Source organism: Clostridium sp. CTA-1 (genome assembly GCF_054768215.1).
On sequence record NZ_BAAAAP010000003.1, the window covers coordinates 39,585 to 52,837 of the forward strand.

The window sequence follows — 13,253 nt, forward strand, 5'->3', positions numbered from 1 at the left end:
TAAGTTAAAGAATAGTATAAGCTAAAGAATAATATAAATATGGGAGATTTAAAATGAGTGGTAATGATCTTATATTAGTAATTAATCCAGGATCTACATCTACTAAAATTGCTTTATTTAATAAAGAAAATCCTATAATTACAGATAATTTATTTCATTCACTAGAGGAAATAAATAAGTATGATTCAATATATGAACAAAAAGGTATGAGAGAAAAAATAATAATGGAATGGCTGGAAGAAAAGGGTGTAGATTTAAATAGACTTGTTGCTATAGTAGGAAGAGGCGGACTACTACGCCCTATGCCAGGTGGTACTTACAAGGTAACAAAAAAAATGATGGAAGATTTAAAGATAGGTTATCAAGGACAACATGCTTCTAATCTTGGAGGAATTATAGCCTATGATATTTCTGAAAAATTAAATATACCTTCATTTATAGTGGATCCGGTGGCAGTAGATGAAATATTAGAGGAGGCTAGGATATCTGGCATGCCTGAAATAAAAAGGAGATCTTTAGTTCATGCTTTGAATATAAAGGCTGTAACAAGAAAAGTTTGTAACAAGATTGATAAGGATTTTTTCAATAGTTCCTTTGTAGTAGCACACTTGGGTGGAGGTATATCAGTATGCCCAATCAAAAATGGGAAAATATTAGATGTAAATAATGCTAATGAAGAAGGTCCATTTTCTCCAGAAAGGACAGGGAGTTTACCTGTAGGAGATTTAATAAAAATGGCTTATAGTAGTAAGTATACTTACAAAGAGTTAAAGAAAAAAATTATGGGTAAAGGTGGACTAATAGCATATCTAGATACAAATGATGGAAGAGTTGTAGATAGAATAATTGAGGAAGGTAATAAAAAAGCTGAGCTTATTTTAGAAGCTATGGCTTATCAAATTGCCAAAGAAATAGGCTCTATGGCTACAGTATTAAAAGGCAATGTAGACGCCATAATTCTTACAGGGGGATTAGCTTATAATAAAAGATTAACTACTTGGATAAAAGAAAGAGTTGAATTTATATCTCCAATTGAATTGGTACCTGGAGAAGAGGAGATGTTAGCTTTAGTTGAAGGGGCAATAAGAATTTTAAATAAAGAAGAAAGTGCTAAAATTTACGAAGAAGAGGTGTGTTTTAATGATTAAAAGTTTTGATGAAATACTACAAAAGGCTAAGAGCCAAGAAAAAAGAACCGTATCTGTAGCGGTGGCTCAAGATAAGCATGTATTAGAAGCTATAAAAGATGCTAAAGAACAAGGTCTTGTTAATGCAATACTTGTAGGAAATTTAGAAAAAATCAAAGAAATAGCAAAAGAAATAGGAATGGATTTAGCAGATTATGAGATAGTAAGTGAAAACGATGACAGGAAAGCTGCTTTAAAAGCTGTTGAAATAGTTTCATCAGGAAAAGCAGATATGGTTATGAAAGGTTTAATAGATACAGCAAATTTTTTAAGAGCTGTTTTAAACAAAGAGATAGGATTAAGAACAGGAAAAATAATGTCTCATATTGCAGTATTTGAGGTAAAAAAATTAGAAAAATTAGTAATGATTACAGATTCAGCTTTTAATATGTATCCAGGATTGGAAGAAAAAATTGATATAGTTAAAAATGCAGTTACGGTAGCACACGCAATTGGTATTGAAAATCCAAAAGTTGCTCCTATTTGTGCAGTAGAGGTGGTTAATCCTAAAATGCCAGCTACACTAGATGCAGCTACACTTTCTAAAATGAATGATAGAGGACAAATAAAGGGATGCATAATTGATGGACCATTAGCTTTAGATAATGCTATATCAGAAGAAGCTGCAGCTCATAAAGGAATAGATAGCCCAGTAGCAGGTAATGCTAACATATTTTTAATGCCAAATATAGAAGCAGGAAATGTGATGTATAAGACATTAACTTATGCAGCAGATTGCAAGAATGGTGGATTATTAGTAGGAACATCAGCACCAGTTGTATTAACTTCAAGAAGTGATAGTCATGAATCAAAACTAAATGCAATAGCTTTAGCAGCATTAGTTGCTAGCCAACTAAAAAAATAAATATCTTAAATTTAGGGAGGAATTCAAAATGGGTTACAAATTGCTAATAATTAATCCCGGATCAACATCAACTAAAATAGGAGTATATGAAGATGAGAATCAAATACTAGAAGAAACATTAAGACATTCTTCACAAGAAATTGAAAGTTATAAAACTATATTTGATCAATTTGAATTTAGAAAAGAAGTTATATTAAATGTTTTGAAAGAGAAAAATTTTGATGTAAATGAATTAGATGCTATTGTAGGTAGAGGTGGACTTTTGAAACCTATTGAGGGTGGAACATACAGAGTAAATGACGCCATGATTGAAGATTTAAAAATGGGAGTTCAAGGACAACATGCATCTAATCTTGGAGGAATAATAGCTAATGAAATAGGAAAAAATCTTAACATACCTGCATTTATAGTAGATCCTGTAGTTGTTGATGAAATGAAGGATATAGCAAGAATATCAGGTATGCCTGAAATAAAAAGAAAAAGTATATTTCATGCATTAAATCAAAAGGCAGTTGCTAAAAGATATGCAAAAGAAAACAATAAAAAATATGAGGAGCTTAATTTAATAGTCACACACATGGGTGGAGGAGCTTCCGTAGGAACTCACGAAAAAGGAAAGGTAGTAGATGTAAATAATGCTTTAGATGGAGAAGGACCATTTTCACCAGAAAGAACAGGCGGTCTTCCAGTAGGGGATTTAGTGAAATTATGCTACAGTGGTAAGTACACTTATGAAGAAATGAAGAAGAAGATAAGCGGCAAAGGCGGAGTAGTAGCATATTTAAATACAAATGATTTTAGAGAAGTTGAAGAAAGAGCTGAAAAAGGAGATAAAGATGCAAAATTAATTGTTGATGCATTTATATTTCAAATAGCAAAAGAAATAGGAAAAAATGCCGCTGTTTTATGTGGAAAAGTAGACGCAATATTATTAACAGGAGGAATAGCATATAGTAAAGTTATATGTGAAGGTATAAAAGAAATGGTATCTTTTATAGCGCCAGTAGTTAGATTCCCAGGAGAAGATGAGTTATTAGCATTAACTCAAGGAGGATTAAGAGTATTAAAAGGAGAAGAAGAGGCTAAAGAATATAAATAATATAGAACTTTAATATATGATATAAATAGAATAATTAGTAAAATAAAGAAATTTTTTTTATGATAAAATTATAACAATTAAAAAAAAGAGAAAATTACTTTACAACTATAAGGATTTTTGTGATATAATGAAGTTACAAATTCATCTATAAATTTACTTAAAGATGAAAAATGAAAGAGCTACTTCATGTAGTGTGAAAAAATTTTTTGCTATATGTGAAAAGGGTTTCATTCTATAGAAATGCTCTGTTTTGGAGTGATTAAAATGAGTAGAATAAATATCTTTACAGGACATTTTGGTAGTGGAAAAACAGAAATTGCCATAAATTATGCTATGAAGTTAGCGAAAGAAGGCAAAAAGGTAGCTTTAGTAGACATAGATATTGTAAATCCATATTTCTGCTCAAGAAGTCTAAAGGAAGAGTTTGATAAATTAGGAATAAGAGTAATAGCTTCTGACTCTAAACTTATGAATGCAGAATTAATGGTTGTACCTGGTGAAGTTATGGCAGTATTCAATGATAAAAGTTATGAGGTTGTTATGGATATAGGTGGTGATGATCAAGGAGCAACAGTACTTGGTCAATATAACAAATATTTTAATGAAGAAGATTATGATATGTATTTTGTAGTTAATAATAATAGACCACTTACATCTAATGAAAAAGAAACAGAAGATTATATAAAATCTATAGAAATTTCATCTAGATTAAAAGTTAAATATCTTATATCAAATACAAATCTTTCATATGAAACCACAGTAGATCACATATTAAAGGGTGATGAGATAGTTTTAGAACTTTCTAAAAAGACTGGTCTTCCCTATAAATATATTGTGTGTAGAAAAGATTTTCTAGATGATATAAAAGGTAAGGTTCATGGAGAAATATTTCCAATAGATATATACATGAAACCACCTTGGAGGTAATTTATATTCAAAATTGTCAAAATCTTAAAATTTATCAATAAATAAAAATTGAATATAGACTTGTAAGGCATTCTTATTAAAAAACTTAAGGAGGGGTTATAATGCCAAAAGTAATATTTAGGGAAGAAAGATGTAAGGGCTGTGGCCACTGCATCCAAGTGTGCCCTAAAAAAATAATTAGCTTTTCAGAAAAACTAAATGTAAAAGGTTATAATGCAGCTACAATAGTTGATGAAAAGAAAGATGATTGTATAGCTTGTGCATCATGTGCAAGAATATGCCCAGATTGTGTAATAACAGTAGAAAAGTAAGAAGGAGGGGTTATAATGGGTGAAAAAGTTTTAATGAAGGGTAATGAAGCTATAGGCGAAGCTGCAATCCAAGCAGGATGTGAATGTTTCTTTGGGTATCCAATTACTCCACAAACAGAAGTAGCAGCTTATATGTCAAAGAAAATGCCTAAGATAGGCAAGACATTTGTTCAAGCAGAAAGTGAAATATCAGCTGTAAATATGGTGTATGGTGCAGCAGGAACAGGAATTAGATGTATGACTTCCTCAAGTTCACCAGGAATAAGTTTAAAATCAGAAGGACTTTCATATATAGCAGCAGCAGAACTACCATGTGTTATAATAAACATCGTTAGAGGAGGTCCAGGATTAGGAAGTATTCAGCCAGCACAATCAGATTATTTCCAAGCAACAAAAGCAAGCGGACACGGTGATTTTAATATGCCAGTATTTGCACCTGCTTCTATACAAGAAATGGTTGATTTAATACAAAATGCCTTCGATGTAGCTGATACATACAGGACACCTTGTATGGTTATGGGAGATGGTATGCTTGGACAAATGATGGAACCTGTTGAATTTAAAGAAAGATCATCTAAAGAACTTCCAGCAAAAGATTGGGCAGCTAATGGGTTACATGGAAGAAAAGAGCATAATATAATAAACTCCTTATATTTACAACCAGAAATATTAGAACAACATAACATTCATTTACAAGATAAATATGCTAAGATAAAAGAAAATGAAGTTAGATATGAGTTATATAACTGTGATAAAGAATGCGATTTAATATTAGTTGCATATGGAACAACTTCAAGAATATGCAAAAATGTTGTAAAAATGGCTAAAGAAGAAGGTATGACATTAGGACTAATAAGACCTATAACAATATGGCCTTTCCCATTTGAAGCATTTGAAAAAACTGTAGACCTTACTAAACATGGATATCTGTCTGTAGAAATGAGTTGCGGACAAATGGTTTATGATGTTAAATTAGCATCTAATGGAAGAAAGCCAGTAGATTTTTATGGAAGAACAGGTGGAATGGTTCCAGATCCATCAGATATCCTAGAGAAAGTTAAATCTATAGTAGGAGGTGCTAGATAATGGCTATAGTATATCAACCACCTAAAGCATTAATGGACGTTCCTACACATTATTGTCCAGGATGTACTCATGGTGTAATTCATAAATTAGTTGGAGAAGTAATTGATGAACTTGGAGTATTAGATAAAACAATAGGTGTTGCTCCAGTTGGATGTTCAGTTTTAGCATATAACTATTTTGCCTGTGATATGTTTGAGGCTGCTCATGGTAGAGCACCAGCAGTTGCAACAGGTATAAAAAGAGCTAATCCAGATTCAGTAGTATTTACTTATCAAGGAGATGGAGACTTAGCTGCAATAGGTACAGCTGAAATAGTTCACATTGCAACTAGAGGAGAAAATATTACAACAATATTCGTAAATAACTGTATATATGGAATGACAGGTGGACAGATGGCACCTACTACATTACCAGGTCAAGTAACAGAAACAACACCTTATGGAAGAGATACAAGTTATGCAGGATTCCCAATAAGAGTAGCAGAAATGATATCTACTCTAACTGGAGCTTGCTATGTAGAAAGAGTAGCTGTGAATACAGTTCCAAATATATTAAAAGCTAAAAAGGCAATAAAGAAAGCTTTCCAAAATCAAATAGATAAAAAAGGATTTTCTTTAGTTGAAGTATTGTCAATATGCCCAACTAACTGGGGATTAACTCCTCAAGAATCAATGGACTGGTTAAGAGAAAACATGATCCCATACTATCCTCTTGGCGTTAAGAAGGATACAACTGAGGAGGTGAAATAATATGGCATCACAACAAATTATATTTGCAGGTTTTGGAGGCCAAGGTATATTATCAATGGGTAAATTTTTAGCTTATGCAGGAATGGACTCAAATATGGAAGTTTCATGGTTACCATCTTACGGACCAGAAATGAGAGGTGGTACAGCTAACTGTTCTGTAGTTCTATCTGATACACCAGTTGGATCACCAATAGTAACTAAACCAGATACAGTAGTAGTAATGAATAGACCTTCTTTAGATAAATTTGAAGATATGGTAGCACCAGGTGGATTAATAATATTGGATTCTGACTTAGTTGATAGAATGCCAAAAAGAGATGACATAAAAGTTATAGCTATACCAGCTCAATCTGAAGCGGATAAAATAAGTAGTAAAAAAATAGCTAATATGATTCTTTTGGGAGCTCTTGTAAAACAAACAGGAATAGTTACTATGGATGAAATAACAGCATCATTAAAAGACCATGGTAAGGAAAAATTCTTTGAATTAAACAAAGAAGCTCTTAAAGCTGGAGAGGAATACGTAAAATAATAAATTAAATATTGCCAGTGGAGAAAATATCTTCACTGGCTTTTTATATTTTTCAATTATGTTCCCTATTGTTAGAATTAGTAAACTATAATATAATATCTATGTGTATTTAAAAAATAGGAGTGATGAATTACATGGGTAGAATGTTCGGAACAGATGGAGTCAGAGGAATAGCTAATAAGGAATTAACAGCAGACTTAGCATATAAATTAGGTAAAGCAGGAGCTTTCATATTAACAGAAGGAACACATAGACCTAAGATACTTGTAGGTATGGATACAAGAATATCAGGGGACATGCTAGAGAGTGCTTTAGTAGCAGGTATATTATCTGTAGGAGCAGAAGCTATTTGTGTAGGTGTAATACCAACACCAGCAATAGCTTATTTAACAAGAAAATATAATGCAGATGCAGGGGTTGTTATTTCAGCATCACATAATCCAGTAGAATATAATGGTATAAAGTTTTTTAATAAAGATGGGTACAAATTATCAGATAAATTAGAAGATAATATACAAGCATTAATAGAAAATAATTTTAAGGATGTTCCAGTTTTAACTGGAGAGAATATAGGAAAAAAAATTGAAGAAGATGGAGAGGCTATAAGAGATTACATAGATTTTGCTAAATCAACTATAAAAGGTAATTTAAAAGGATTAAAAGTAGCTTTAGATTGTGCTAATGGAGCATCATATATAACATCTGTAGAAGCTTTTAAGGAATTAGGAGCAGAAGTTTATGTTATAAACAATAAACCAGATGGTGTAAATATAAATAGAAAATCAGGATCAACACATCCAGAAGACCTTATGGAGTATGTAGTTAAAAATAATTGTCATATGGGATTAGCTTTTGATGGAGATGCTGATAGATGTCTAGCAATAGACGAAAATGGTAACTTAATAAATGGAGACTTTATATTAGCTATTTGTGGTAAAGAATTAAAAAAACAAGGTAAGTTAAAGAAAAATACAATAGTAGTTACTGTAATGAGTAATCTTGGATTAGATATAGCTATGAAAAAAGAAGAAATAAATACTATAAAAACAAAAGTTGGGGATAGATATGTCTTAGAGGAAATGCTTAAAAATGACTATGTAATAGGTGGAGAGCAATCAGGTCATATTATATTCTCAGATTATAATACTACAGGGGATGGACTTGTAACTGCTCTGCAATTAGCTCATATTGTAAAAGAAAGTGATAAGACTTTCTCAGAATTATGCTCTATAATGAAAGAGTTACCACAGGTTTTAGTTAATGCTAAAGTTCCTAATGATAAAAAAGATATTTATTTAAAAGATGAAGAAATAAAATCTGAAATAGATACAATTACAAAAAACTTAGATGGCTCAGGGAGAGTACTTATAAGACCTTCTGGTACAGAGCCTTTGGTAAGAGTAATGCTTGAAGGAGAAAATCAAGACGAAATCGACAAGTTAGCGCATGACTTAGCTAAACTAATAGAGAGTAAAGTAAAATAATAAGATTGGTTTATATTTTTAAAACATAAGGGTAATTTATAATTATAAGGTTAATTATAAATTACCCTTATGTTTTTTTAGTATAAATAAAATTAAAATAATAAAATATTCAAAAAATAATGAAATAATACAAATCATTTAAAAAATGAAAGAAAAATAGAATAAATATAGTATTATTCAAAAAAAATAAAGATTATATATTGTTGAAAAAACAATAAAATTGTTATATTATAAATACAACAATAAAACAAAATTTCACCAACTGCACAAATGTGCAAAATTTGTGTATAAAATAACAAAGGAGATTTAATTAATAACCTCCAAATAAAATTAAGAAAGGTTGAAAATGCCTTATGAAGTATGATGATAGAATTTTATATAAAGTTGCACAAATGTACTATATTGATAATATGACACAATCTGAAATTGCAAAACGATTGGGACAATATAGAACAACTATAAGCAGAATGTTAAAGAAAGCTAGAGAGGAAGGTATTGTTACTATAAATATAAAAAGTAACTTTGATGGCTGCTTCCAATTAGAGGATGCTCTAGAAAAAACCTTTAATTTAAAAGAGGCCATAGTTATACCAACAGATGAAGATGAAGCTGAAAGTATTAGACTTAAAAAATTAGGTCAAGCAGGAAGTGAATTTTTAAAAAGAATATTAAGAGATGGTGATATACTAGGTTTTGCCTGGGGCAAATCTGTTGGAGAAGTAGCAAATACATTGAAAGATTGTAAAAATATATCAGCTAATGTAGTGCCTTTAGTAGGAGGGCCACCTAGCGATATGGATAATAAATATCATGTTAATACTATAGTTTCTAGGGTTAGCGATGAATTTAAAGCAAAAGGACATTATTTTTATGCACCAGCAATAACAGCAGAAAAGTCCACAAAAGAAGCTATTATGAGTGACAGCAATTTTAAAGGAATACTGGAGTTATGGGATAAAGTTAATAAGGCTGTTGTAGGAATTGGAGCACCACTTAAAGGTAATAACCTAATTTGGAGCGGATATTTTGGAGACGAAGACATACAGTTGTTAAAAGATGTTGATGCAGTAGGAGATATATGTTCAAGATTTTTCGATATAAATGGAAACATAGTTGATGAAAAGGTAAAAGATAGAATAATAAGTGTGGAATTAGAAAAATTAAAAAAAATGGAATATTCTATAGCTGTAGCAGAATCCTCAGAAAAAGCTTGGTCTATTTTAGGGGCTTTAAATGGAGGTTTTGTAAATGTTTTAATAACTAATAATGAAACAGCAGAAACGGTACTAAACTTACATGAGCAATTTACTAAAAATAAAAAATAAATATAATTTAAAACTTTGAAGGGAGTCTTATAAAATGGAAGGAAAAATGAAAGCAGTAGCTTTACATGCAATTAAGGATTTAAGATATGAGGAAGTAAATATACCTACAATAGGTGAAGATGACGTATTAGTAAAAGTTAAATATGTTGGTATATGTGGTTCAGATATGCCAAGAGCCATGGTAAGTGGAGCATACCATTACCCAACAATAACAGGACATGAATTTTCAGGAGAAGTAGTTGAAATTGGCAATAATGTAGGTGATATAAAAATAGGAGAGAGAGTAGCAGTAGTACCATTAATACCATGTGGAGAATGTGAATTCTGTAAAAAAGGCAATTTTGCTTTATGTGAAACTTATGAATTTTTAGGATCTAGAAATGATGGTGGTTTTGCAGAATATGTTAGAGTTCCAAAAGAAAACGTATTAATACTTCCAGAAGATTTAGATTATGAAACAGCAGCAGGAATAGAACCAGCATCTATATCATACCAAGCAATGAGCAAAACAGGAATAAAAGTTGGTGATACTGTAGCAGTTGTTGGTTGTGGTCCTATAGGACAATTTGCTATTCAATGGGCAAAAATATTTGGTGCATCAAAGGTAATAGCTGTGGATGTTTTAGAGGATAAACTTAACTTAGCTAAAGAATTAGGTGCAGATATTATAATAAACAGTAAAGAATGTAATGCAGTTGAAAAAGTATTAGAAATTACCAATGGTGGAGTAGAGGCTGTTATAGAAACTGCAGGAATGAAAATTACAGAAGAACAATCTGTTCTTATGTGTAGAAAACTTGGAAAGGTTGTTTTCCTAGGGATATCACATGATGAATTAAGATTTAGCGAAAAAACTTTTGATAGAATAATGCGTGGAGAAATTACATTACAAGGTTCATGGAATTCATATGCAGCTCCATTCCCAGGAATAGCTTGGAGAGCTACATTAGATTTCATGGAAAAAGGACAAATAGTATTTAAACCAATGATATCTCATAAAATCAAACTTGAAGAATTACCAGGATATTTCCATAAAATGTTCAACAAAGAAATTAATTATAATAAGGTACTAGTTGAAATTTAGTAGAGGTGAATTTATGTTTATAAGAATAGTAATTGTTATTGGACTTGCATGGCTTCTACAAACTGCATTAGGTTTTTTACAATTTAAAGATTTTAATAAAAATTTTAAAGAACTTAGACAAAAAGGAAGAGTAGTAATAGGGAAAAATAAGGGACGTGTAAAGAGGGGTTCAGTAATACTAATTGCTATTGATGATAATTGCTCTATACTTGAGAGCAGAATCATGAAAGGAATTACTATTTTAGCTAGATTTAAGTCTATGGAGATTTTGAATAATCAAAATCTTCATAGCATAAATCCTAATATATTAGAAAATTTAGACCAACAGACAGCTTTGGCAATACAAGATGGAATCAAAAATTATAATGAATATTATAAAACAAAGGAGGAGATTGATTCTAATTCATAATTGAGTCAATGAAAAACGTTTTATTAAAAAGGAGATGAGTTTATGGATTTTTTAACTAATTTAGCAAAAGGTTTTATAGGTTTATTTCAAGAAGGTGGAAATACTTTTGTAGGCATGGCAAAAGGAATAATACCTACATTGATTATGCTTCTAGTTGCTATGAATGCTTTAATAAGAATAGTTGGAGAAGAAAGAATAGAAAAGTTAGCTAAAAAAAGTGCAGCTAATCCAATAACTAGATATTTAATATTACCAGTAATAGGAACATTCTTTTTTTGTAACCCAATGACATTATCTTTAGGTAAATTTTTACCAGAAAAATATAAACCAAGTTATTATGCAGCGGCATCATATTCTTGTCATACAATGAATGGTTTATTCCCACACATAAACCCAGCAGAACTATTTGTATTCTTAGGTATAGCAAATGGTATAACACAATTAGGATTATCAACAACGGATTTAGCAGTTAGATATTTCTTAGTTGGTATAGTTACAAATTTCCTTAGAGGATGGATAACAGATTTCACAACTTCTTATGTAGAAAAACAACAAAATGTAAAATTATCTACAAAAATTTCACTTTAGGAGGTGTAATTGATGGCAAAATATAACGCAATAAAAGTTAGTGCAGGAAATGGCGGTTTTGGAGGCCCCCTTACAATAGTTCCAACAGAACAAAAAAATAAAATAGTTAATATAACTGGAGGAGTTATTTCAGAGGTAGCAAAAAAATTAGAAGAACTTACAGGCTGTGAATTGGTAGATGGATTTAAAACAAAAGTACCAGATGATGAAATAGCATGCGTAATAATAGATTGCGGTGGTACATTAAGATGTGGATTATATCCTAAAAAAGGTATACCAACTATAAACTTAATGCCAGCAGGACCAAGTGGGCCATTAGCTGAATATATAAAAGCAGACATATATGTATCTTCTGTAAAGGTTAAGAATATTGAATTAGCAGATTCTTCTGAAAATAGTGAAAACGTTTATGAAGAAAATCAACAAAAAGAAGAAGTGAAGAAACCTAAATATGATACAACTAAAAAGATAACTCAACAATCTGATAGAGGTATAATGACTAAGATAGGTATGGCTCTTGGTAATTTTGTAGGAATGCTATACCAAGCCGGCCGTGATACTATAGATACTGTTATAAAAACTATATTACCATTTATGGCATTTGTATGTATGCTAATAGGTATAATATTAAAATCTGGTATAGGAGATGCATTTGCATCAGTATTATCTCCATTGGCAGGTAGCTTACCAGGATTAGTATTACTATCAGCTATATGCTCATTCCCATTATTGTCACCATTCTTAGGACCTGGTGCAGTTATAGCTCAAGTTATAGGTGTTTTAATTGGTGTTGAAATTGGTAAGGGTAATATACCACCACATTTAGCATTACCAGCATTATTTGCAATAAACTCTCAAGCAGCATGCGACTTTATACCAGTAGGGCTTGGACTTGCAGAAGCAGAACCAGAAACAGTAGAAGTTGGGGTTCCATCTGTTTTATATTCAAGATTTTTAACAGGTCCAACATCAGTATTTATTGCATGGCTTGCTAGCTTTGGATTATATGCTAAATAGATTTAGTTAAAAATAAAATATAAGAATAAAAGGATTACATTCTTTTATTCTTATATTTTAAATAATGTAAATTAATTTTTACTTTGTATAATAATAGTTTGATATATTTAAGTTATTTAAATATACAATTGAATTTATATTATTTGTTTTATATGTAATTAAAATAATATAAAAGGTTAAATTAATAAGAGTAGTTTAAAAATAGGAGGAAATATTATGAAAACAATATATAATACAGAGGTAAATAAATTAGGAATTATGGTAGAAGAATTCTATGGAGAAAAAATGATAATATTATTTAAAGATAATGCTCCAGAAGAATTAGCAGATTATTGTGTGCTTCATGGTAAGAATGAATTAAATGATGAAATACAAGTAGGAGATATTTTTAGAATTGATGGAGAAGAATACAAAGTAACTGCTGTAGGAGATGAGGTTCATAAAAATCTACGTGATTTAGGACATATTTGTGTAAGATTTGATGGAAGTACAAATGCAGAATTACCAGGAAGCTTATATTTAGAGGATAAAGAAATAAAAGAAATTAAAGAAGGAACTTTATTAGAAATTGAAAGACCTTAGTTAAAAAA

At 30.7% G+C, this 13,253-nt stretch carries 15 protein-coding genes; all 15 read left to right on the plus strand.

What is annotated here, in order from left to right:
• The first annotated feature begins 53 nt into the window (after positions 1-53).
• The 15 genes from buk (ACYUEW_RS03065) (at position 54) to ACYUEW_RS03135 (ending at position 13,245) form a co-directional block, all read left to right on the plus strand.
• The gene (buk, locus tag ACYUEW_RS03065; RefSeq protein ID WP_003482999.1) at positions 54-1,148 is read left to right on the plus strand and encodes a butyrate kinase; all 1,095 of its coding nucleotides are present in this window, start codon (positions 54-56) and stop codon (positions 1,146-1,148) included.
• Positions 1,141-2,052: a phosphate butyryltransferase gene (ptb, locus tag ACYUEW_RS03070; RefSeq protein WP_003483001.1), complete on the plus strand. Its 912-nt coding sequence runs from the start codon at positions 1,141-1,143 to the stop codon at positions 2,050-2,052. The genes buk (ACYUEW_RS03065) and ptb overlap by 8 nt, the downstream gene beginning before the upstream one ends.
• A gap of 28 nt (positions 2,053-2,080) precedes the next feature.
• Positions 2,081-3,151, plus strand: coding sequence for a butyrate kinase (gene buk / locus ACYUEW_RS03075; protein WP_003483003.1), 1,071 nt, complete (start codon positions 2,081-2,083; stop codon positions 3,149-3,151).
• A gap of 264 nt (positions 3,152-3,415) precedes the next feature.
• On the plus strand, positions 3,416-4,078 hold the full coding sequence (locus ACYUEW_RS03080) for a nucleotide-binding protein (protein ID WP_042384105.1): 663 nt from the start codon (positions 3,416-3,418) through the stop codon (positions 4,076-4,078).
• A 101-nt stretch (positions 4,079-4,179) separates the two neighbouring features.
• Entirely contained in the window at positions 4,180-4,389 is a 210-nt protein-coding gene (locus ACYUEW_RS03085) for a 4Fe-4S binding protein (protein WP_003357528.1), read from the plus strand.
• 15 nt (positions 4,390-4,404) lie between these two features.
• A complete protein-coding gene (locus ACYUEW_RS03090; protein ID WP_003483006.1) occupies positions 4,405-5,475 on the plus strand; it encodes a 3-methyl-2-oxobutanoate dehydrogenase subunit VorB in 1,071 nt (356 codons plus the stop codon).
• Positions 5,475-6,224: a thiamine pyrophosphate-dependent enzyme gene (locus tag ACYUEW_RS03095; RefSeq protein WP_003483007.1), complete on the plus strand. Its 750-nt coding sequence runs from the start codon at positions 5,475-5,477 to the stop codon at positions 6,222-6,224. The genes ACYUEW_RS03090 and ACYUEW_RS03095 overlap by 1 nt, the downstream gene beginning before the upstream one ends.
• A gap of 1 nt (position 6,225) precedes the next feature.
• The gene (locus ACYUEW_RS03100; RefSeq protein WP_003483008.1) at positions 6,226-6,756 is read left to right on the plus strand and encodes a 2-oxoacid:acceptor oxidoreductase family protein; all 531 of its coding nucleotides are present in this window, start codon (positions 6,226-6,228) and stop codon (positions 6,754-6,756) included.
• 134 nt (positions 6,757-6,890) lie between these two features.
• Entirely contained in the window at positions 6,891-8,240 is a 1,350-nt protein-coding gene (gene glmM / locus ACYUEW_RS03105) for a phosphoglucosamine mutase (protein WP_003483009.1), read from the plus strand.
• A gap of 353 nt (positions 8,241-8,593) precedes the next feature.
• On the plus strand, positions 8,594-9,565 hold the full coding sequence (locus ACYUEW_RS03110; RefSeq protein WP_003483010.1) for a sugar-binding transcriptional regulator: 972 nt from the start codon (positions 8,594-8,596) through the stop codon (positions 9,563-9,565).
• A gap of 34 nt (positions 9,566-9,599) precedes the next feature.
• On the plus strand, positions 9,600-10,649 hold the full coding sequence (locus ACYUEW_RS03115; RefSeq protein WP_043032587.1) for a galactitol-1-phosphate 5-dehydrogenase: 1,050 nt from the start codon (positions 9,600-9,602) through the stop codon (positions 10,647-10,649).
• Positions 10,650-10,662: 13 nt separating this feature from the next.
• Positions 10,663-11,058, plus strand: a complete 396-nt coding sequence (locus ACYUEW_RS03120) for a transcriptional regulator GutM (protein WP_042384109.1) — start codon at positions 10,663-10,665, stop codon at positions 11,056-11,058.
• Positions 11,059-11,100: 42 nt separating this feature from the next.
• Complete coding sequence (srlA, locus tag ACYUEW_RS03125) at positions 11,101-11,646, plus strand: PTS glucitol/sorbitol transporter subunit IIC (RefSeq protein WP_003357373.1); 546 nt, start codon at positions 11,101-11,103, stop codon at positions 11,644-11,646.
• Positions 11,647-11,658: 12 nt separating this feature from the next.
• Positions 11,659-12,663: a PTS glucitol/sorbitol transporter subunit IIB gene (gene srlE / locus ACYUEW_RS03130; protein WP_003483013.1), complete on the plus strand. Its 1,005-nt coding sequence runs from the start codon at positions 11,659-11,661 to the stop codon at positions 12,661-12,663.
• 216 nt (positions 12,664-12,879) lie between these two features.
• Positions 12,880-13,245 carry a PTS glucitol/sorbitol transporter subunit IIA gene (locus ACYUEW_RS03135; protein WP_043032586.1) on the plus strand — a complete coding sequence of 122 codons (366 nt, stop codon included), beginning with the start codon at positions 12,880-12,882 and terminating at the stop codon, positions 13,243-13,245.
• Positions 13,246-13,253 lie beyond the last annotated feature (8 nt).

What these genes read in the sequence shown, in the direction of transcription:
- ACYUEW_RS03090 (WP_003483006.1), top strand. Translation starts at nt 4,405, where the DNA reads ATGGGTGAAAAAGTTTTAATGAAGGGTAATGAAGCTATAGGCGAAGCT.
- ACYUEW_RS03080 (WP_042384105.1), top strand. Translation starts at nt 3,416, where the DNA reads ATGAGTAGAATAAATATCTTTACAGGACATTTTGGTAGTGGAAAAACA.
- buk (WP_003482999.1), top strand. Translation starts at nt 54, where the DNA reads ATGAGTGGTAATGATCTTATATTAGTAATTAATCCAGGATCTACATCT.
- ptb (WP_003483001.1), top strand. Translation starts at nt 1,141, where the DNA reads ATGATTAAAAGTTTTGATGAAATACTACAAAAGGCTAAGAGCCAAGAA.
- ACYUEW_RS03085 (WP_003357528.1), top strand. Translation starts at nt 4,180, where the DNA reads ATGCCAAAAGTAATATTTAGGGAAGAAAGATGTAAGGGCTGTGGCCAC.
- srlA (WP_003357373.1), top strand. Translation starts at nt 11,101, where the DNA reads ATGGATTTTTTAACTAATTTAGCAAAAGGTTTTATAGGTTTATTTCAA.
- glmM (WP_003483009.1), top strand. Translation starts at nt 6,891, where the DNA reads ATGGGTAGAATGTTCGGAACAGATGGAGTCAGAGGAATAGCTAATAAG.
- buk (WP_003483003.1), top strand. Translation starts at nt 2,081, where the DNA reads ATGGGTTACAAATTGCTAATAATTAATCCCGGATCAACATCAACTAAA.
- ACYUEW_RS03120 (WP_042384109.1), top strand. Translation starts at nt 10,663, where the DNA reads ATGTTTATAAGAATAGTAATTGTTATTGGACTTGCATGGCTTCTACAA.
- ACYUEW_RS03135 (WP_043032586.1), top strand. Translation starts at nt 12,880, where the DNA reads ATGAAAACAATATATAATACAGAGGTAAATAAATTAGGAATTATGGTA.
- ACYUEW_RS03110 (WP_003483010.1), top strand. Translation starts at nt 8,594, where the DNA reads ATGAAGTATGATGATAGAATTTTATATAAAGTTGCACAAATGTACTAT.
- ACYUEW_RS03115 (WP_043032587.1), top strand. Translation starts at nt 9,600, where the DNA reads ATGGAAGGAAAAATGAAAGCAGTAGCTTTACATGCAATTAAGGATTTA.
- ACYUEW_RS03100 (WP_003483008.1), top strand. Translation starts at nt 6,226, where the DNA reads ATGGCATCACAACAAATTATATTTGCAGGTTTTGGAGGCCAAGGTATA.
- ACYUEW_RS03095 (WP_003483007.1), top strand. Translation starts at nt 5,475, where the DNA reads ATGGCTATAGTATATCAACCACCTAAAGCATTAATGGACGTTCCTACA.
- srlE (WP_003483013.1), top strand. Translation starts at nt 11,659, where the DNA reads ATGGCAAAATATAACGCAATAAAAGTTAGTGCAGGAAATGGCGGTTTT.